Source organism: Parafannyhessea umbonata, assembly GCF_900111255.1.
GTDB classification, from domain to species: Bacteria; Actinomycetota; Coriobacteriia; order Coriobacteriales; family Atopobiaceae; genus Olsenella_J; species Olsenella_J umbonata_A.
The window spans coordinates 21,614-40,605 of sequence record NZ_FOGP01000003.1 but is presented as its reverse complement, the minus strand read 5'-3'; the positions used below and the strand labels follow the sequence as shown (position 1 = coordinate 40,605).

17 protein-coding genes are annotated in these 18,992 nt (G+C 62.6%); all 17 read left to right on the top strand.

The genetic code is table 11. The annotated features are described in order from the left end of the window. The first annotated feature begins 171 nt into the window (after nt 1–171). The 17 genes from rpsA (at nt 172) to BMY31_RS04535 (ending at nt 18,984) form a co-directional block, all read left to right on the top strand. Nucleotides 172–1,362 (top strand): 30S ribosomal protein S1, encoded by a 1,191-nt coding sequence (rpsA, locus tag BMY31_RS04615; RefSeq protein WP_091008767.1) that lies wholly within the window; start codon nt 172–174, stop codon nt 1,360–1,362. Between the two features lie 147 nt (nt 1,363–1,509). Beyond that, nucleotides 1,510–2,118, top strand: a complete 609-nt coding sequence (locus tag BMY31_RS04610) for a pyroglutamyl-peptidase I (RefSeq protein ID WP_091008764.1) — start codon at nt 1,510–1,512, stop codon at nt 2,116–2,118. A gap of 158 nt (nt 2,119–2,276) precedes the next feature. After that, nucleotides 2,277–3,908: an ABC transporter substrate-binding protein gene (locus BMY31_RS04605; protein ID WP_180363898.1), complete on the top strand. Its 1,632-nt coding sequence runs from the start codon at nt 2,277–2,279 to the stop codon at nt 3,906–3,908. A gap of 158 nt (nt 3,909–4,066) precedes the next feature. Next, on the top strand, nt 4,067–5,002 hold the full coding sequence (locus tag BMY31_RS04600) for an ABC transporter permease (protein WP_078687816.1): 936 nt from the start codon (nt 4,067–4,069) through the stop codon (nt 5,000–5,002). Further along, nucleotides 5,002–5,955, top strand: coding sequence for an ABC transporter permease (locus tag BMY31_RS04595; RefSeq protein WP_091008761.1), 954 nt, complete (start codon nt 5,002–5,004; stop codon nt 5,953–5,955). Before BMY31_RS04600 ends, BMY31_RS04595 begins: the two co-directional genes overlap by 1 nt. Nucleotides 5,956–5,967: 12 nt before the next feature. Continuing rightward, on the top strand, nt 5,968–7,065 hold the full coding sequence (locus BMY31_RS04590) for an ABC transporter ATP-binding protein (RefSeq protein ID WP_091008759.1): 1,098 nt from the start codon (nt 5,968–5,970) through the stop codon (nt 7,063–7,065). Nucleotides 7,066–7,068: 3 nt separating this feature from the next. Beyond that, the gene (locus BMY31_RS04585; protein WP_091008756.1) at nt 7,069–8,124 is read left to right on the top strand and encodes an ABC transporter ATP-binding protein; all 1,056 of its coding nucleotides are present in this window, start codon (nt 7,069–7,071) and stop codon (nt 8,122–8,124) included. A 120-nt stretch (nt 8,125–8,244) separates the two neighbouring features. Next, nucleotides 8,245–9,015, top strand: coding sequence for a gamma-glutamyl-gamma-aminobutyrate hydrolase family protein (locus BMY31_RS04580; RefSeq protein ID WP_257612373.1), 771 nt, complete (start codon nt 8,245–8,247; stop codon nt 9,013–9,015). Nucleotides 9,016–9,142: 127 nt separating this feature from the next. After that, on the top strand, nt 9,143–10,402 hold the full coding sequence (gene pepT, locus BMY31_RS04575; protein ID WP_091008749.1) for a peptidase T: 1,260 nt from the start codon (nt 9,143–9,145) through the stop codon (nt 10,400–10,402). Nucleotides 10,403–10,489: 87 nt separating this feature from the next. Further along, nucleotides 10,490–11,545, top strand: coding sequence for a M20/M25/M40 family metallo-hydrolase (locus BMY31_RS04570; protein ID WP_078687822.1), 1,056 nt, complete (start codon nt 10,490–10,492; stop codon nt 11,543–11,545). A gap of 204 nt (nt 11,546–11,749) precedes the next feature. After that, nucleotides 11,750–12,154 (top strand): zinc-ribbon domain-containing protein, encoded by a 405-nt coding sequence (locus BMY31_RS04565; RefSeq protein WP_234970840.1) that lies wholly within the window; start codon nt 11,750–11,752, stop codon nt 12,152–12,154. Between the two features lie 5 nt (nt 12,155–12,159). Then, nucleotides 12,160–12,825 carry a dephospho-CoA kinase gene (gene coaE / locus BMY31_RS04560; protein ID WP_091008746.1) on the top strand — a complete coding sequence of 222 codons (666 nt, stop codon included), beginning with the start codon at nt 12,160–12,162 and terminating at the stop codon, nt 12,823–12,825. Between the two features lie 57 nt (nt 12,826–12,882). Continuing rightward, on the top strand, nt 12,883–13,482 hold the full coding sequence (locus BMY31_RS04555) for a lytic transglycosylase domain-containing protein (protein WP_091008743.1): 600 nt from the start codon (nt 12,883–12,885) through the stop codon (nt 13,480–13,482). Nucleotides 13,483–13,637: 155 nt separating this feature from the next. After that, nucleotides 13,638–15,881, top strand: coding sequence for an excinuclease ABC subunit UvrB (uvrB, locus tag BMY31_RS04550; RefSeq protein WP_078687846.1), 2,244 nt, complete (start codon nt 13,638–13,640; stop codon nt 15,879–15,881). A gap of 132 nt (nt 15,882–16,013) precedes the next feature. Then, complete coding sequence (locus BMY31_RS04545) at nt 16,014–16,292, top strand: PTS sugar transporter subunit IIB (protein WP_078687826.1); 279 nt, start codon at nt 16,014–16,016, stop codon at nt 16,290–16,292. 237 nt (nt 16,293–16,529) lie between these two features. After that, nucleotides 16,530–17,258, top strand: coding sequence for a GntR family transcriptional regulator (locus BMY31_RS04540; RefSeq protein WP_091008740.1), 729 nt, complete (start codon nt 16,530–16,532; stop codon nt 17,256–17,258). 271 nt (nt 17,259–17,529) lie between these two features. Beyond that, nucleotides 17,530–18,984: a YfcC family protein gene (locus tag BMY31_RS04535; protein ID WP_091008736.1), complete on the top strand. Its 1,455-nt coding sequence runs from the start codon at nt 17,530–17,532 to the stop codon at nt 18,982–18,984. Nucleotides 18,985–18,992 lie beyond the last annotated feature (8 nt).

Sequence of the window (18,992 nt, the reverse complement as noted above, 5' to 3'; positions counted from 1 at the left end):
AAATTTGCACCCCAATAACGCTAATCTACCTAACGTATGGGCAAAATGCTCGTACACCTGTATCTGTTGGCCCCCGAGAGCATGTAAGTTTCCAATTGCGCAACGCGTCAGCCGAGCGCCCTAGGCAGCGATCATGTAGATCGGGGCCCCGTTTTCGAAAGGGGTCCACCTTTGAGTGAGATTCAAAACTCGTCCATCTTCTCCCTGGATGACGTTTCCGACGAGGAGATGAACAGCCTCATCGACGGTACCATTACCGACTTTGATGAGGGCGATCTTGTGACGGGCACCGTCGTCAAGATTGAGCACGATGAGGTTCTGCTGGACATCGGCTTCAAGTCTGAGGGCGTCATCCCCTCCCGTGAGCTCTCCATCCGCAAGGACGTCAACCCCGAGGAGATCGTCAACCTGGGCGACACCATCGAGGCTCTCGTTCTCCAGAAGGAGGACAAGGAGGGTCGTCTGATTCTCTCCAAGAAGCGTGCCGAGTACGAGCGTGCCTGGAACGCCGTCGAGGAGAAGTTCAACGCCGGCCAGAACGTCGAGGGTGAGGTTATCGAGGTCGTCAAGGGTGGTCTTATCCTCGACATCGGCCTCCGTGGCTTCCTGCCTGCCTCCCTCGTTGACCTCCGCAGGGTCAAGGACCTCAACGCCTACATGGGCACCCGCATCGAGGCCCGCGTCATCGAGATGGACCGCAACCGCAACAACGTTGTCCTCTCCCGTCGCGTCGTTCTCGAGGAGGCTCGCAAGGCCGAGCGTTCCGAGATTCTCTCCAAGCTCCAGAGCGGCATGCGCCTCAAGGGCACCGTCTCTTCCATCGTCGACTTCGGCGCCTTCGTCGACCTCGGTGGCATCGACGGCCTCATCCACATCTCCGAGCTCTCTTGGAACCACGTCAACCATCCCTCCGAGGTCGTCAAGGTCGGCCAGGAGGTCGAGGTTCAGGTTCTCGACGTGGATCTCAACCGCGAGCGCATCTCCCTCGGTCTCAAGCAGACCACCGAGGATCCCTGGAGAACCCTCGTCAAGAAGTACCCTGTCGGCGCTATCGTCGAGGGTTCCGTCACCAAGCTCGTCACCTTCGGAGCCTTCGTCGACCTCGGTGATGGCGTTGAGGGTCTGGTCCACATCTCCGAGATGGCCAAGCAGCACGTCGACGCTCCCGCGCAGGTCTGCACCGTTGGCGACACCGTCCAGGTGAAGGTCATGGAGATCGACCTCGATCGTCGTCGCATCTCCCTCTCCATGAAGGCCGCTGCCGAGACGTTGGGCGTCGAGGTTGAGGTCAAGCCCATGGACGAGCCCGAGGGCGAGACCGCTGAGGCTGCCGAGGAGGCCACCGAGGCCACCGAGGAGTAAGCTTCGCGCTTATTGAACTCGAAGGGGGAGTCGCTTCGGCGGCTCCCCTTTTTTGCTGTCGAGCGAGACTCGAGGCCTTCGTATCGCTATGCTCTACTACGTTCGAGACGGGTGGGCGTCCACCCGCATGAGACATCGGGAGGATCCATGGCACGTCCGGTTATCGTCACGGGCTTCGAGCCCTTCGGGGGAGAGAAGAGCAACGCGTCGTGGGAGGCAGTGCGCCTTCTTCCCGATGAGGTCGAGGGACATCCCATCCACAAGATCAAGCTGCCCGTGGTCTTCGGCGCGTCGGGCGACATCGTAGAGGCTGCCATCCGCGAGCTCGAGCCCGCCGTGGTCCTCAGCGTGGGCGAGGCGGGCGGGCGCACCTGCGTCACGCCGGAGCGCGTTGCCGTCAACCGCATGGTCGCCCGCATTCCCGACAACGACGGCGCGCAGCCCCAGGGTGACCCAGTCGTCGAGGGCGGACCTGACGCCTACCTCTCGACTCTGCCGCTCGACGACGCCGTCTCGGCCATGAGCGCCGCAGGCGTTCCCTCCAAGGTCTCCGACACCGCTGGGCTCTACGTCTGCAATCAAGTCATGTACCGCGTTCTGCACGCGGTCAGGTCGTGCGGTCTGAAGATCCCTGCGGGCTTCGCGCACGTCCCCTACACGCCGATTCAAACGGTAAGTAAACCCGAGCGCGCCTCGCTTTCCAGCGAGCTGTCTTCTGCTGGCTTGTATTCAATATTGATAACCAGTTTGGCCTAGTTACGCTCCTGAAACATTGGGCAACTTTCATTGTTAAGGGTGCATTTCTGCAAAATCTAATTCATCATTTTTGCTTTCAGCGTGGTGCATAGTAGTCCCACTGACAATGAGGGGGAAACGTTCCCTCGGATCTACGTCCCACGTTGAAAGGTACGAAAATGATGGAGAAGTCCCTTAGCCGTCGCAGCTTCCTCAAGGCCTCCGCAGTTACCGCCGGTGGTGCTGCGGCCTCCTCGATGCTTGCCGCCTGCGGTGGCTCCGATGCCTCTGCCGATGGCAGCAAGAAGAAGATCCTGAAGTTCGGTCAGGCTAACGCCAAGCAGGGCCTGGACATGCAGAAGTCGACCAACTCTGGCTCTTCCTCCATCGCCGACTCCATCTTCGAGGCACCCCTTCTCTGGACCGAGGACAACGAGCTCGTCCCCTGCCTCCTTAAGGAGATCCCGACCTTCGAGGCCGACGGCGTCACCCTGCATTGCGAGCTCAAGGAGGGCATCAAGTTCCACGACGGCTCCACGCTGACCGCCGATGACGTCAAGTACTCCTTCGAGCGTATGTTCAAGCCTGAGACCGGTGCCAAGTCCACCTACATGTACGACAAGATCAAGGGCGCCAAGGAGATGCTCGCCGGAACCGCTACCGAGCTCGAGGGCCTCACGGTCGAGGATGACACGCACTTCACCTTCGTCCTCACCGACCCCATGATCACCTTCGTTAACAACCTCGGCATCGACTACGCTGACATCTTCCCCAAGGATGCCTGCGAGAAGGCTGGCGACGCCTGGGGCACCGGCACCAACGTCATCGGCACCGGCAAGTACAAGGTCGTCTCCAACGACGACACCACCGAGGTCGTTCTCGAGAAGTTCGAGGACTACCACGACGGCACCCCCGCCCTCGACGAGATTCACTTCACCTTCATCGACGATCTCAACACCAAGATGATGTCCTTCAAGAACGGCGACATCGACTACTGCGACCTCGACGCCTCCCAGCTCCAGCAGTACCAGGGCGATCCCGACGTCAAGGACCTCATCACCCAGTACCAGACCCTCGGTGTCCAGTTCGTCAACCTGAACCTCAGCTCCGAGAAGCTCCAGGACGTCAGGGTCCGCAAGGCCCTCTCCCTCGCGATCAACCGCGATGAGCTCATCCAGTCCATTGCCGGCGGCGCGGGCATCGCTCCCTCCGGCTGGCTCGCTCCCCAGACCCCGGGCCACGATGACAGCGCTCCTACGTTCGAGTACGACCCCGAGAAGGCCAAGGCCCTTCTCGCCGAGGCTGGCGTCTCCAACCTTGAGCTCTCCGCCAAGGTTCGCGCCAACATCAACCAGAAGCAGCTCGTTGCCGTCCAGGACTACTGGGACAAGATCGGCGTCAAGCTGACCGTCGAGACCGAGGACAATGGCGTCTGGGCTCAGGACTGGGCTGACGGCAACCTCGAGATCACCGCTCTGGGCTGGTTCCCCCTGTATGCTGACGCGGACAACCACATGTACACGTACTTCTACAGCGAGAACGCGAAGGCAAAGAGCTCGTTCTACAACAACCCCGAGTTCGACGACCTCGTCTCCCAGGCTCGCATCGAGCAGGACCAGGACAAGCGCGCTGACCTCTACAAGCAGGCCGACGACATCCTGACCCGCCAGGACTACGCGACGATTCCCCTGTACTACCCCAAGAACCAGTTCGTTGCCAAGGACTACGTCAAGAACGCCAAGGTTGGCAACCTGGTCTACCACATGAACGATGTCGACATCGACACCACCAAGGAAGACTACGCCGGCTAGTTTGACCAATTGCGAAGATGGAATGATTGATATCTAACCATCGTGTTTCAAGGGGCGGCGCTTTTGAAGCGTCGTCCCTTTTTACGGCTAAAGTGTTCCAGGCATAACAGATTCTTATGTCAGATTCTTATATGTTAGGCACGAAAGGAGGGGGCCAGATGAGGGACTTCCTTATCAAGAGAGTCCTGCAGGCCGTTGGTGTCGTCATCTGCATTTCTGCCATCACGTTCTTCATCCTCAACGTCGTCCCGGGAGACCCGGTTCGCGTCATGATGGGTGACATGGCTGATGAGCAGACCATCGAGCAGGTGAGGCACAACATGGGCCTCGACAGGCCGGTCACCGAGCAGTACGTCAACTGGTTCGGCAACATGGTCCAGGGTAACTTTGGCACTTCGTACACGCAGAACAAGAGCGTTACGGTCCTGATGGGAACGGCCTTTGCCGTGACGGCCAAGCTCGCGGGCTTCGCCTACCTGTTCGCGCTCGTATTCGGACTGGTCGTCGGCGTCGTCTCTGCGGTGTACCACGGCAAGTGGGTGGACCGACTCTTGATGGCGCTCTCGATCTTCGGCATATCGGCGCCGGCGTTCTGGGTGGCCATCCTGGTCCAGATCGTCTTTGCGCTCAACCTCAAGTGGTTCCCGCTCTCGGGCGTCAAGACCGCCGCGGCCTTCGTCCTGCCGACCATCGCTTTGGGTACGCGCTACGCCGCAAGCATCGCCCGCGTCACGCGTACCTCGATGATGGACGTGCTCAACCAGGACTTCATGAGGACCGCTGAGGCCAAGGGCCTCAAGACCTCGGCCATCATTCTGGTCCACGGCCTGCGCAACGCCCTGATTCCCATCATCACCATCGCCGGTACCCAGCTGGGAGAGATCTTCACCGGTTCTATCCTCATCGAATCCGTCTTCGCGATTCCCGGCATGGGCAAGCTCCTGCTTGACGCCATCAACGCACGTGACCTCCCGCTCATCGAGGGCGGCGTCATGTACATCGCAATCATTTGCGTCGTGGTCTACCTCGTCGTCGACATCCTCTACGCCGTCGTCGACCCGCGCATTCGACTCGGAGGGGAGGCAGCGGAATAATGGCACTTCTCAACAGTGACAAGGACGACAAGAAGGTGCGCGAGGCCGAGCGCATCGCGGCCGATGCTGCCAAGGCCCAGACGGCCGAGCGTGCGGGCGGCAAGAAGCGCGCGCAGAGCTACTGGGCGGTTAGCTGGAACATCTTCAAGAAGAACAAGCTGGGCATGGCCTGCCTGTTTGTCGTGGGCCTGTTGGTGCTCGTGGCGATCCTGGCCCCCGTGCTCGCGCCCTTCGACCCCGACGCCCAGGAACTCTCCAACATGCTGGCGGCACCGGGCGGTGCCCACGTCTTCGGCACCGACGAGTTCGGCCGCGACATCCTCTCGCGTGTCATCTACGGCTGCCGCATCTCGCTGTCGGTCGGCATCGTCTCCCAGATTATCGCACTGGTCATAGGCTTCCTTGCGGGCGTCTTCGCTGGCTACTTCGGCGGCAAGGTCGACGCCGTGATCTCCTTCGTGATCCAGGTGTTCTCGTCCTTCCCGTTCCTGCTGTTCGCAATCGTCGTCATGTTCGTCATGGGCCCCGGCCTCGTGAACCTCTACGTCGCGCTGGGCCTGCTCATGTGGACCTCGACGGCGCGCCTGGTGCGCGGCGACGTCATGCGCCTGAAGAACTCGGAGTACATCCAGTCCTGCGTCCTGTCGGGCGGCAAGAGCTGGCGCATCATCATGAAGCACCTGCTTCCCAACTGCATCTCGACGCTCATCGTCGTCTCGACCCTGGGCATCCCCAACGCGATTCTCTCCGAGGCGTCCCTCTCGTTCCTGGGCCTGGGCGTTCAGCCTCCCATGGCAAGCTGGGGCCAGATGATCTCGGCCTCCCAGCCCTACATCCAGTCGAACACGAACTACTCGATCGTCCCGGGCATCGCAATCATCATCACGGTAATGGCCTTCAACCTTCTTGGCGACGCGCTTCGTGACGCGCTCGACCCCAAGATGCGCTCGTAGGGAGGGGAGACTATGGCTGAAGAAGAAAGGCGCGGTCGCACCACCACCGAGGTCGTCAGCGAGGAGCTCCAGGAGAGGGGCAAGGAGCTGACCCAGGAGCGTTTGGACACTAACGCCAGGCGTGAGGTGCTTCTCCGCGTTAAGGACCTCAACGTCACCCTCTTCACCGAGGATGGCGCCCTGCCCGCAATCACGAGCCTCAGCTTCGAGATGCGCAAGGGAGAAACGCTTGCCGTCGTCGGTGAGTCCGGCTGCGGAAAGTCGATGACCGCCCTGTCCATCATGGGCCTTCTGCCGACCCCGCCTGCCAAGGTCACCAACGGCTCCATCGAACTGTCCGGCGTCGACATGGTCAAGCTCTCCAACGAGGAGATGCGCCACTATCGCGGCAACAAGATCGGCATGATCTTCCAGGAGCCCATGACCTCGCTCAACCCGGTCATGACCGCGGGCAAGCAGATTCGCGAGGGCATCCTGGTGCACAACCCCAAGATGAGCAAGAAGGAAGCGGACGCCCGCGCGCTCGAGATGATCAAGCTCGTCGGCATCCCCGCTCCCGAGAAGGTCTTCAAGAGCTACCCGCATGAGCTCTCGGGCGGCATGCGCCAGCGCATCATGATCGCCATGGCCCTTGCCTGCCAGCCCTCGCTGCTCATCTGCGATGAGCCCACCACGGCGCTTGACGTCACGATCCAGGCGCAGATCCTGCAGCTGATCGACCGCATGCGAGACAAGCTCGGCACCGCCGTCATGCTGATCACGCACGACATGGGCGTCGTCTCCGAGATGGCCGACTGGGTCCTGGTCATGTATGCCGGCCACAAGGTCGAGTACACGCTTGCACCGGAGCTCTTCACCAACCCGCTCCACCCGTACTCCAGGGGCCTCATCGACTCCATCCCGTCGCTCGACAATGCGGTCGATACACTCTACGCGATTCCCGGCAACGTGCCCATGCTCTCCGAGATGCCGAAGGGCTGCCCCTTCCATCCGCGCTGCCCGTTTGCCAAGGACATCTGCTGCAAGCAGGCGCCGGAGATGCTTCCCGTCGATGGGGACGAGAACCACCTGGTTGCGTGCTGGAAGTACAGGAAGGGATGGGGTGAGTAACCCATGGGCAAGAACATGGACAAGAACGATGTAGTGCTCAAGGTGGAGCACCTCGTCAAGCGCTACCCCATCAAGAAGGGGGTCTTCGGCAAGTCGAAGCAGTACGTCCACGCTCTGGAGGACGTCTCGTTCGAGCTGCACCGCGGCGAGACCTTTGCCATCGTCGGCGAGTCCGGCTGCGGCAAGTCGACCACCGGCAAGTGCGTCCTGCGCCTGACGGAGCCCACCGAGGGCAAGGTTCTTCTGGACGGCGAGGACTTCACTGAGCTCTCCGGCCAGGACCTCACCCGCGCGCGCCAGAAGATGAAGCTCATCTTCCAGGACCCCTACAGCTCGCTCAACCCGCGCATGACCGTCGCCGACATCATCGCGGAGCCGATCGACATCGCGGGCACCTACAAGACCCGCGCCGAGCGTGACGCTCGCGTCGAGGAGGTCATGCAGGCCGTCGCTCTGGACCTGAGCTACAAGTACCGCTATCCGCACGAGTTCTCGGGCGGCCAGCGCCAGCGCATCGGCATCGCCCGCGCCATAGTGCTCGTTCCCGAGATCGTCGTCTGCGACGAGCCGGTCTCGGCGCTCGACGTGTCAGTCCAGGCGAAGGTTATCAACCTGCTCGAGAAGCTGCAGGACGAGCTCGGCCTCTCCTACGTGTTCATCAGCCACGACCTCTCCGTCGTCAAGCACATCTCCGACACGGTCATGGTCATGTACCTGGGTCACCAGATGGAGCTTGCCAGCAAGGAGGAGCTGTTCGAGAACCCGTTGCACCCGTACACGCAGGCGCTTCTGGACGTCATCCCGCGCATCGCCGACGAGCGCATCCAGGGCAAGAAGATCCTGCAGGGCGACGTCCCCAGCCCCACCAACCCGCCGACCGGCTGCGCCTTCAGCACCCGCTGCCCCAAGTGCATGCAGGTCTGCCGCGAGCGCGCGCCCGAGGCCATCGAGGTCACGCCGGGCCACACCTGCACCTGCCACCTGTTCGACAAGAACCTCTCCGAGGCCGAGCGCAGGCTGGCGCTCGATCCCGCGATCGAGGCTGCCCAGCAGGCGTAGTGCCGCAGGGATATGATTGATATCAGGGGCCCGGCCGCATGGTCGGGCCCCTGCGCGTGCAAGGGAAGAGGCACTTCTCGCCTGCCTGTGCGCGACCCAGACGACTAGCGAGGGATGGTAATGACAGTGGAGAAGAACGCCTTATACAGGCCGCTGATCGGCGTTGCGCCCAGGTGGTTCCCGGCCGAGGGCGCCCTGTGCGCCTCCGAGTCGCTGGGTGACTGCTACCTGGACGCCATCCTGGCCGCCGGCGGCATGCCCATGATGATGCCGATCACGAACGACGCCGAACTCATCGAGGCCTACGTCGACATGTGCGACGGCTTCTCGATCCCGGGCGGGCAGGACATCAACCCGCAGTTCTGGGGAAGCGACGAGCCCATTCCCGAGGAGGTCTGCCCCGAGCGTGACGAGTACGAGTTCCTGCTGATCAAGAAGGTCCTCGAGCGGGACAAGCCCCTTCTGGCGACGTGTCGCGGCATGCAGATGCTCAACGTCGTGAGGGGCGGCAGCATCTGCATGGACATCAACAGGATGACGCCGCGTCCCGGCATGGCGCTGTGGCACCACTCCGTCGTCCTGAAGGAGCCCACGCATCCCGTCGAGGTGCGACCCGGAACGACGCTCTACGGATGCGTGGGGGAGCGTGAGCTCATCCAGGTGAACTCCTCACACCACTGCTGCGTGCTCGAGCCGGGGGAGGACGTCGACGTCGTGGGATACGCCACCGACGGCATCCCCGAGGCGATCGAGGTCCGCTCGCAGACCTTCTGCCTGGGCGTCCAGTGGCATCCCGAGTACATGTGGCATGCGCTCTCGAGCGATCGCGGCATCTGGGACGGCCTCGTCGCCGCGGCCCGCGCCCGCAGGGAGCGCGACCCTCAGGCCTAATGTTTCAAGGCGCGTACGAGTGTTACAAGAATGTGTGTTGTGCTTGCGCCGCAGCGCACAATGGCCTGGTGCAAAAAAAGTGTCTGTCCCGCCTTCCGCGGGGCGCGAGGAAAGGAACCCGCCAAGCATGAGTGACGTAGTAGATCGCTTCATCAAGTACTGTGCCGTGCCGTCTCAGTCCAACCCCCTGACGGCTGACAGAGTCCCCTCTACCGAGTCGCAGTTCGACATTGCCAAGGTCATCGCCGACGACCTGCGCGAGCTGGGCGCCGAGGACGTCGTCGTCACCGAGAACGCCTACGTGACCGCCCACTGGCCCGCCAGCGAGGGTTGCGAGGACCTGCCCACCCTGGGCTTCTGCTGCCACATCGACACTGCCTGGCAGTCCTACGGCGACCCTGTCCACCCACAGATCAAGCGCTACGAGGGCGGCAAGCTGACCATCGGCACCGGCCGCGACGGCAAGGAGGTCTTCATCAGCCCCGAGACCAACGCCTGCCTCGAGCGCATGGTGGGCTGGGACCTCGTCACCGCTGACGGCACCTCGCTTCTGGGCGGCGACGACAAGGCCGGCGACGCGATGGTCGTCTCCCTTCTGGCCCGCCTGAAGGACGACCCGAGCCTTCCTCACCCGCGCCTGGCCGTGAGCTTCGTGCCCGACGAGGAGATTGGCCACGGCGCCGCCCTCCTGGACCTCGACGAGTTCGGCGCGACCTTTGGCTACACCATCGACGGCGGTCCCCTGGGCGAGTTCTGCTACGAGACCTTCAACGCGGCCGAGGCCAAGGTCCGCGCCAAGGGCCTCTCGGTCCACACCGGCACCGCCAAGGGCATCATGGTCAACGCCTGCGAGGCCATCATGAAGTTCCACGCGCTCGTGCCGCCCCAGGAGCGTCCCGAGTACACCGAGAACTATGACGGCTTCTACTACCTCGAGCGCGTCCAGGGCGACTGCGAGGAGGCCCTGGCCGACTACATCATTCGCGACCACGACCAGGCCAAGGTCGAGGCTCGCAAGGAGACCATGCGCAAGGCCGTCGACTTCGTCAACCAGACGTTCGGCCAGGAGGTCCTAACCATCGAGATCCACGACCAGTACCACAACCTGGCTGACGTCGTGACCAAGCCCGAGTACAGCCACCTGATCGAGAACGCGCGCGCCGCCTACGCCAAGATTGGCCAGGAGATGACCTGCATCCCCATGCGCGGCGGCACCGACGGCTCGCAGCTGAGCTTCCGTGGCTTCGCCTGCGGCAATCTCTCGGCGTGCTACTACAACGCCCACGGCGTGCGCGAGTTCGTGCCCGTGCCCGAGCTCGAGGCCATGGTCGACATGCTTCAGGAGCTCGTGGCCCTCTATGCCAAGCCGCAGGTTTCCGCAGGGTAGCGGCCAAGGGCGCAGGCACTTCTTGCCCAAACCGCACGCGTTTGCACCACAGACCCAACCGCCTCCAGATCACCAGAGGAGAAATGCATGTCCTATCAGATTGACGCCCGGTACCTGACCGACACCCTCGAGGAGCTCGTCAAGGTCGACAGTCCCGTGGGCTACTACGCCGACATTCATGCCTACCTGCGCTCCAAGTTCGCCGAGCTGGGCTACGAGATGACCGTCGACAACAAGGCTACAGCCTACGTGCGCGTGCCTGGCAAGGACTCCAGCAAGTCCGTCTGCCTGGGTGCCCACCTGGACACCATCGGCCTGATCGTGCGTGGCTTCAACGACGATGGCACCCTGCGCGTCCGCATGCTCGGCGGCATCAACTACCATGCCATCGAGGGCGAGACCTGCTACATCCACTGTCGTGACGGTCGCGTCGTGAACGCGCAGGTCATCTGCAACAAGCACTCCGTCCACGTGTTCGAGGACTGCCGTCAGGCCGACCGCGACGAGAACAACATGAGCGTCAGCGTCATCGGCGACGTCTACAGTCCCGCCGACGCCCGCGCGCTGGGCATCACCGAGGGCGCCATCATCTCAATCGACCCGCACTTCGAGTCCTTCGACAACGGCTACATCGTCTCGCGCCACATCGACGACAAGGCCGCCGTTGCCGCTTTGATCGACATCCTCAAGTGGTTCAAGGAGTCTGGCGAGAAGCCTGCCTACGACACGCTGTTCGCCTTCCCCATGTACGAGGAGATCGGCCACGGTGGCGCCTTCGTTCCCGCTGACGTGAGCGAGTACGTCGCCGTCGACATCACGCTCATCGGGCCCGACTATGACTCCAACGAGCACCACGTGGGCGTCATCGCCTCCGACGCCAAGGGTCCCTACGACTGGGACCTCACCAACCAGCTCATCCGCTGTGCCCAGGAGCACTGCGACGCCGACAAGTGGGACACCCAGGTGTGCTTCCACTACTCGACCGACGCGAACGCCGCCTCGCACCTGGACCACGACATTCGTCACGCAGCCTTTGGCATGGCCTGTATGAACTCCCACGGCCGCGAGCGCTGCCACGTCGACGCCATCGTCGAGACCGAGAAGCTCGCGCGCGCCTACGTGATGGGCGAGTGCCAGGCCTAGCGACCGGCTGGCTTCCGGCGCACCCCACGCAACTGCAGCTGCGACCTCTTGCCCCTTGCGGGCAAGAGGTTTTTTGCGGCTTCTTGAGGCGCACCGCGAAACTGTCATAATGGGTAGGCGAGTCGTGGCCGACGCACATGCCCGCAGGGGCAGGGCATCGGCCGCAAGGCACTTCACTAACCCGTGGTCTGAGAGGCAATGGCAATGAACGACTTCATGAACAAGGTCCAGGACTTCATGCGCGGCCGCAACGGTGCCGACGAGCTGAGCCTTGCCTGCATCGAACTAATGGTCATCCTGGCCATCATCAACATCTTCGCGAACAACCTCGTCATCAGCCTGCTGATGCTGGCGCTTCTCGCCTACGCGATCTTCCGCGTGGTCTCGACCGACATCAACCAGCGCCGCAAGGAGAGCATGGCCTTCGCCGAGTTTGCCGGCCCCGTGCGCCCCTTCATCACCAACCCCGTGGCCGCCGTCAAGGACGCGCGTGCCTACAAACACGCGACCTGCCCCAACTGCCACCAGAAGGTGCGCGTGCCGCGTGGCAAGGGCCACATCAGGATCACCTGCCCGCGCTGCAAGCAGAAGTTCGACAGCAAGTCGTAGCACGCATGGCGCAACGACCCTACACGGTGGTGCTCACCGGCTCCATTGCGTCCGGCAAGTCGACCGTTGCGCGCGAGCTTGAGCGCTTGGGTGCCCGTCGCATCGACCTCGATGCGATCTCGCGCCTCGTCATGAGGCCGGGCAGCCCCTGCGTCGACGGGCTCGCGCGTGCCTTTGGAGATGACATCGTCAATCAGGCCACGGGCGAGCTGAACCGTGGCCTGATTGCGCAGAGGGCCTTCTCGACGCCCGAACGGTCGGCCCTTCTAGAGAAGATCGAGCTTCCCTACATCCAACGCGAGCTGGAGCGCGAGCTCTACTCGCCTGACGATGACACCGGGGCGGGGGATGGTGCGGGGCCTGCCGAGGACGCCCGGGTGCGTGTGGTCGAGGTCCCACTGCTCGACCGCATGGAGGGCCAGTTGGACTTTGCCGACGAGCTCGTGTGCGTCACATGCTCTCCCGAAGTGCGTCTGCGCCACGCTTTGGGGCGCGGCGTTGCGGAGGAGGACTTCAGGCGCCGTCTGGCCGGCCAGCCGGACGACGACTACCTGCGTCGCGCATGTGACACCGAGCTTGCCAACGACGGCTCGCTCGACGAGCTGCTGGATAAGGTCCGCGCCTGGTGGGCCGCGCGTGAGCGCATGGGCTGGCCGACGCGTGCCCGCTAGCCGCCCGCCCCGCGGAACCAAGCGAAAGACTACTTACTGACTGAGAGGGGGGCTGCCATGAGCGACACGCGCTTCTTCAGGTGGTTCAGAACGATTCCCATCATGGTGATGCTTGCCCTGTGCGTTGTTACGGCCGGCATCGGCATTGCCCCTGCCAAGGTCGTCAGGAAGGTCCTGTATCCCGTCAGGTACGCCGAGATCATCAAGAGCGCCTCGCAGCGCTACGGGGTGGACGAGTACCTGGTCTGCGCCGTGGTCAAGTGCGAGTCGAACTGGGATCCCAACGTCACCTCTTCGGCTGGCGCGGTCGGCCTGATGCAGATGATGCCCTCGACCTCGGCCGAGGTGGCGCGCCTGGGCTTGGTCGACAGCCGCACCTACAACCCCAATGACCTGACCGATCCGGCGACCAACATCGAGTACGGCACCGCCTACCTGGCCTACCTGCAGCGCAACCTCAAGTCGCAGGACGAGGTCATCGCCGCCTACAACGCCGGTCTGGGCTCGGTCTCGCAGTGGACCGCCAACGGCGGTAACGTGAACGAGACGGTTCAGTTCGCCGAGACGGCCTCGTACCTGGTGCGCGTGAACGATGCGCAGGGACGCTACCGCCAGCTGTATCCCGACGGCATCGAGAACTCAGGCTCGCTCTTCTAGAGGTTCCGGGTGCCGCAATGCCGCACCCGCCGCGACCGCGGGCGCTTCTGGCATAGTCCTTGCGCACATGGGTACACTTGTTCTATACGAGGACCTAAGGAGGCAGGGTGTCACAGACGCGGGAGCGCTCGTTCGTGAGCGAAACGGGCCAGACCATTACCTACGAGCCCCTTGCGGGCACGGCAGAGGCGCGCGAGCGCGTCGGGGCAGAGCTCAAGCGCTTCGGGCTCGAGCACGGTGACGAGCGGCTTGAGGTCGTCTCTCCCTTCGAGCCGGCCGGCGACCAGCCGAACGCCATCAAGAAGCTCTCCGAGGGCATCAAGGCGGGACTGCGCTACCAGACGCTGCTGGGCGTCACAGGGTCGGGCAAGACCTTCTCGATGGCCAAGACCATCGAGGCCGTCCAGAAGCCCACGCTCATCATGGAGCCCAACAAGACGCTTGCGGCACAGGTCGCCAGCGAGATGAAGGAGATGTTCCCCAACAACGCGGTCGTCTATTTCGTCAGCTACTACGACTACTACCAGCCCGAGGCCTACGTCCCGCAGACGGACACCTACATCGAGAAGGACGCCTCCATCAACGAGGAGGTCGAGAAGCTCCGTCACCAGGCCACCTCGAGTCTGCTCTCCCGGCGAGACGTCATCGTGGTCGCGTCGGTCTCGTGCATCTACGGCATTGGCTCGCCCCAGGACTACGCTGGCCTTGCCCCCAACGTCGACAAGTCAGTTCCCCTGGAACGCGACGACCTCATCAAGGAGCTCATCGACATTCAGTACGACCGCAACGATTATGAGCTGCAGCGCGGTATGTTTCGCGTGCGCGGCGACACCGTCGACGTGTTTCCGCCCTACGCGGAGAACCCCCTGCGCATTAGCTTCTTCGGCGACGAGGTCGAGCTCATCGCAGAGATCGACGGCGTGACGGGCGAGATTGTCCGCGAGTACGACGCAATTCCCATCTGGCCCGCCTCCCACTACGTTACCGAGCGTCCCAAGGTGAACCACGCCATCAAGACCATCGAGGAGGAGCTCGAGGGCCGCGTGAAGGAGCTGAAGGACAACGACATGATCCTCGAGGCACAGCGCCTGTCGCAGCGCACCGGCTACGACGTCGAGATGCTCGAGACCATGGGCTACTGCTCCGGCATCGAGAACTACTCGCGCCACATGGACGGCCGCCGTCCCGGCGAGCCTCCCTACACGCTGATCGACTACTTCCCCAAGGACATGCTCTGCATCATTGACGAGTCCCACGTCACGGTGCCCCAGATTCGCGGCATGTACGAGGGCGACCGCTCCCGCAAGGTCACGCTGATCGACCACGGCTTCCGCCTGCCCTCGGCACTCGACAACCGCCCTTTGCGCTTCGACGAGTTCGAGGCGCGCATCCCGCAGTTCGTCTACGTCTCTGCGACGCCGGGCGACTACGAGGAAGCGGTTTCTGAGCAGGAGGTCGAGCAGGTCATTCGACCGACGGGCCTGCTCGACCCCAAGGTCGAGGTGCGCCCTGTGCGCGGCCAGATTGACGACCTGATGGACGAGATCAAGACCCGCGTCGCCAAGAAGGAGCGCGTGCTGGTCACAACCCTCACCAAGCGCATGGCCGAGGACCTGACCGACCACCTTCTGGACGAGGGCGTGCGCGTCAACTACATGCACTCTGACACCGCCACGCTCGACCGCATCGACATCATTCGCGACCTGCGCCTGGGCAAGATCGACGTCCTGGTAGGCATCAACCTTCTGCGCGAGGGCCTCGACATCCCCGAGGTCTCGCTCGTCGCGATCCTCGACGCGGATAAGGAGGGCTTCCTGCGCAATCGCCGCTCGCTCATCCAGACCATGGGCCGCGCTGCGCGAAACGCCCAGGGTGAGGTCGTCATGTATGCCGACACGATTACGGACTCCATGCGCGAGGCCATGGGCGAGACCGCCCGCCGCCGCAAGATCCAGATGGCCTTCAACGAGGAGCACGGCATCGTACCCAAGACCATCAGCAAGTCGATCACCGACGTCACGAGCTTCATCGTGGAGGCCGAGAAGACCCTGGGCACCAAGTCGCGCGTCGGCGGCGAGTTCTTTACCGCCAAGGGCGACGAGGACCTTCCGGACAGGGAGGGGTGCGAGCACGAGCGCACCATTTCGTCGGTTGCCGATGAGCTCTCCGCGCTGCCCAAGCAGGAGGTCGCGCAGATTCTTGGTGCCCTCGAGGACGAGATGGTCCAGGCCTCTGCCGACATGGACTTCGAGCGTGCCGCGCGTCTGCGTGACCAGGTGGTCGAGCTGCGAAGCCATCTTGAGGGCACTTCGGCCGACGACGTGATGAACCGCCTCAAGGCCGGTGCGCGCAAGGGTTCGGCCCATGCCACGCGCCGCCGCTTCCGCAAGAAGCACTAGGAGGACGCAGGGGCGGAGTGTGACCCGGTCGGCGGCTTCGGGATGAGCTGCCAAACCTCACAACTGTGTGACAAGTTGCGAACCCCTCCGTTTTCGCTGGTAGACTGAAACCTGCCGAGAGAAAGGAACTCCATGTCGAAAAAGGTCATCGTGGCGTGCGGCTCCGGCATCGCCACCTCAAAGATGGTCGCCCAGAAGATCACGAAGCTCCTTGAGGAGCGCGACGTAGAGGCTGACGTTCAGGCGGCAGAGGTGAAGGACCTCGACGAGGCCCTCGAGGGTGCTGTGGCTTACGTGCCCGTTGTCAAGACCGAGAAGGACTACGACGTACCGACTATCAACGGCGTCGCCTTTCTGACGGGTATGGGCCAGGAGGACGAGCTCGACCGGCTCGTGGAGGTCCTCTCGTAGGCTGGACCTCTTTTTTGAGGAAACTGCCTCGTGGGGCAAGTCCAAATCTTTCGAATTCCCCGTTCCGCCTGGCTTCGGGTGTTTCTGCCAGGCGGTCGACGAGTCCGTCATCCGATGCGACTGGAACATGTCATACAATGTCATGACTTGTTATGTGCCCGTATGGCCCGGACGCTTTGCCGGCAGCCGTATGGCGCGAGGGGGGGTCTGTCCCTTCTCGCCGTCTGAGGGATTGGGATGAGGTTAGTGGAGGCGTCACTTACCCCGCTGTACCAGCAGGTGATGGATAGCATCAAGGACGATGTCGACAGCGGCAAGTACCAAACGGGACAGCGGATTCCCTCCGAGGGCGAGCTGTCCCAGATCTATTCCGTCAGCAGGATCACGGTTCGCCGAGCCGTCTCCGAATTGGTTGATCGCGGCTACCTCACCAAGATGCGCGGCAAGGGGACCTTTGTGAGCCGTCCCAAGCTCGAGCGCAAGATCTGCCAGACCAGCGAGGTCCAGAGCTTCTCGGATACCTGCGCCGAGGGCAATCGCGTGCCCGGTGCCAAGGTCTTGGGCGTTGAGCTGGTCGAGGCGCATGCGAGTGTGGCGGCGTTTCTGGGACTTGCCGAGGGCGAGCGTCTGGTGCATGTCAGACGATTGCGTACGGCCGACGGCGTTCCCATCATGATCGAGAACAACTACTATCCACTGCGCGAGTTTGCATTCCTGCTCTGCGCGGACCTTGAGGACAAATCGATCTTCAAGTTCGTCGAGCAGGAGAGTGGACGCAGGCCTGAGGGCGATGAGCGCTGTACCCTCGAGATCGTCCATGCTGGCTCCAGGGAGGCCGCGGATTTGGGCGTGACCATGGGCGAGCCGCTCTTCCTCGAGACGGTGTTCTTCACCGATCAGGAGGGGAAGCCCTTCTTCGTGGGCAAGCAGCGCATCGTGGGAAGCCTCTACGTCTTTGACATCTAGCTCGCTCGCGCCGATTGCTCGTTCTGGCGATCGTCGCCGCGCGAACGAGCCCTTACACGTGCGATGAGCCCTCTCGGGCTAGGCGACCGCCTGGCCGGTTTTTCATGCCGCTTGCGGAGCCCATAGGTTTCGAACGCGCTAAGGGGATTTTACTAACTACGAAACGTCATACAACGTCATATAACCTATACGTACAAGAAGTCGAGGGAGGCGCGTCTGCTCGACTCTTCTTGATTGGCACCTGAAAGCGAAGCGCATGGGAGGCATTGGCATGACAGAAGAAGGCTCGGAAAAGAAAAGAAGATTCCACCTGCCGCACGTGTATACGATCGTCTTCTTGCTGATGATAGTGTTCGCGGCCCTGACCTGGATTGTCCCGTCCGGTTCGTATGAGCGACAGGTCATCGAGACTGCCGCGGGCGAGAAGGAAGTGGCCGTTGCCGGAACCTATTCGTCCCAGGAGAAGGTCTCTGTCGACGAGGAGACCGGAGAGACGACCGATCTGCGCTGCAACCTCATGCAGCTCATGCAGGCGCCTACCCGTGGTATCCAGGCTGCGGCTGACGTCGTTGCGTTCGTCCTCCTGATTGGCGGCTCCTTCGCAATCATCACCAAGACCAACGCCATCAACGCCGGACTGAGCCACGTCATCGGAAGGTTCAAGAAACGCGACATCATGATTATCCCGATAGTGATGGTGCTTCTCTCCATCTGCGGAACGACCTTTGGCATGTCCGAGGAGGCGCTGCCGTTCTACGCGATTTTCATCCCCGTCATCATGGCCCTGGGCTACGACTCGATGACCGCGTTTCTCATCTGCTTCATGGGTCCCAACATCGGCTACATCGCCTCGACCGTCAATCCCTTCAACGTTCTGATCGCCCAGGGAATCACGGGCATCGAGGGCAATCCCCAGCTGTGGCTGCGCGCGATCGTGTGGGTCGTCTTCACCGTGATGGCCGTCGTCTGGGTCATGCGCTATGCGGCCAAGGTCAAGCGCGACCCCGAGAGCTCCATCACCTATCAGGACGACATCCAGAAGCGCGTCGAGTTCTCGGTCCAGAATGACAGCATCGAGCAGCCATTCACTGCTCGCCAGAAGGGCGTGCTTGCCATCTTCGCAGCCGGCATGGGCCTGATCGTGTGGGGCCTCGTCACTCAGCAGTGGTACATGGACGAGATCAGCGCAGTCTTCTTTGGCATGGGCGTCCTGTCGGGCATCGTCTCGGGCATGGGCGAGCGCGAGATGGCCGAGGAGTTCGTTCACGGCATCGCCGACTTCGCCTATGCCGCCATCATCATCGGCCTTGCCCGCTCCATCCTGGTCATCGCCGAGGACGGCATGATCATCGACACTATCCTGAACGCGATGGCCGGCGGCCTGGCGGGCGTCCCAACCCCTATCTACACCACGCTGCTTTACGTCGTGCTGGGCCTGCTTTCGCTCTTGGTCCCCAGCTCGTCCGGTCTCGCCGCGCTCACGATGCCCATCCTTGGGCCCCTGACGCAGCTCATCGGCGTCAATCCCGAGGCGGCGGTCACGGCTCTCTGCCTGGCCAACCAGACCATGAATACCATTAGTCCCACGGCGGGCATGACCGTTGCCGGCCTGGCCGTCTGCAAGATCAGCTTCGGACAGTGGTGGAAGACCTGCTGGAAGTTCGTCCTCCTGATTGCCGCGTTGGGAATCGCCGTGACGGCAATCTCGGGCATGCTCCCGGCATAGCGGTCACG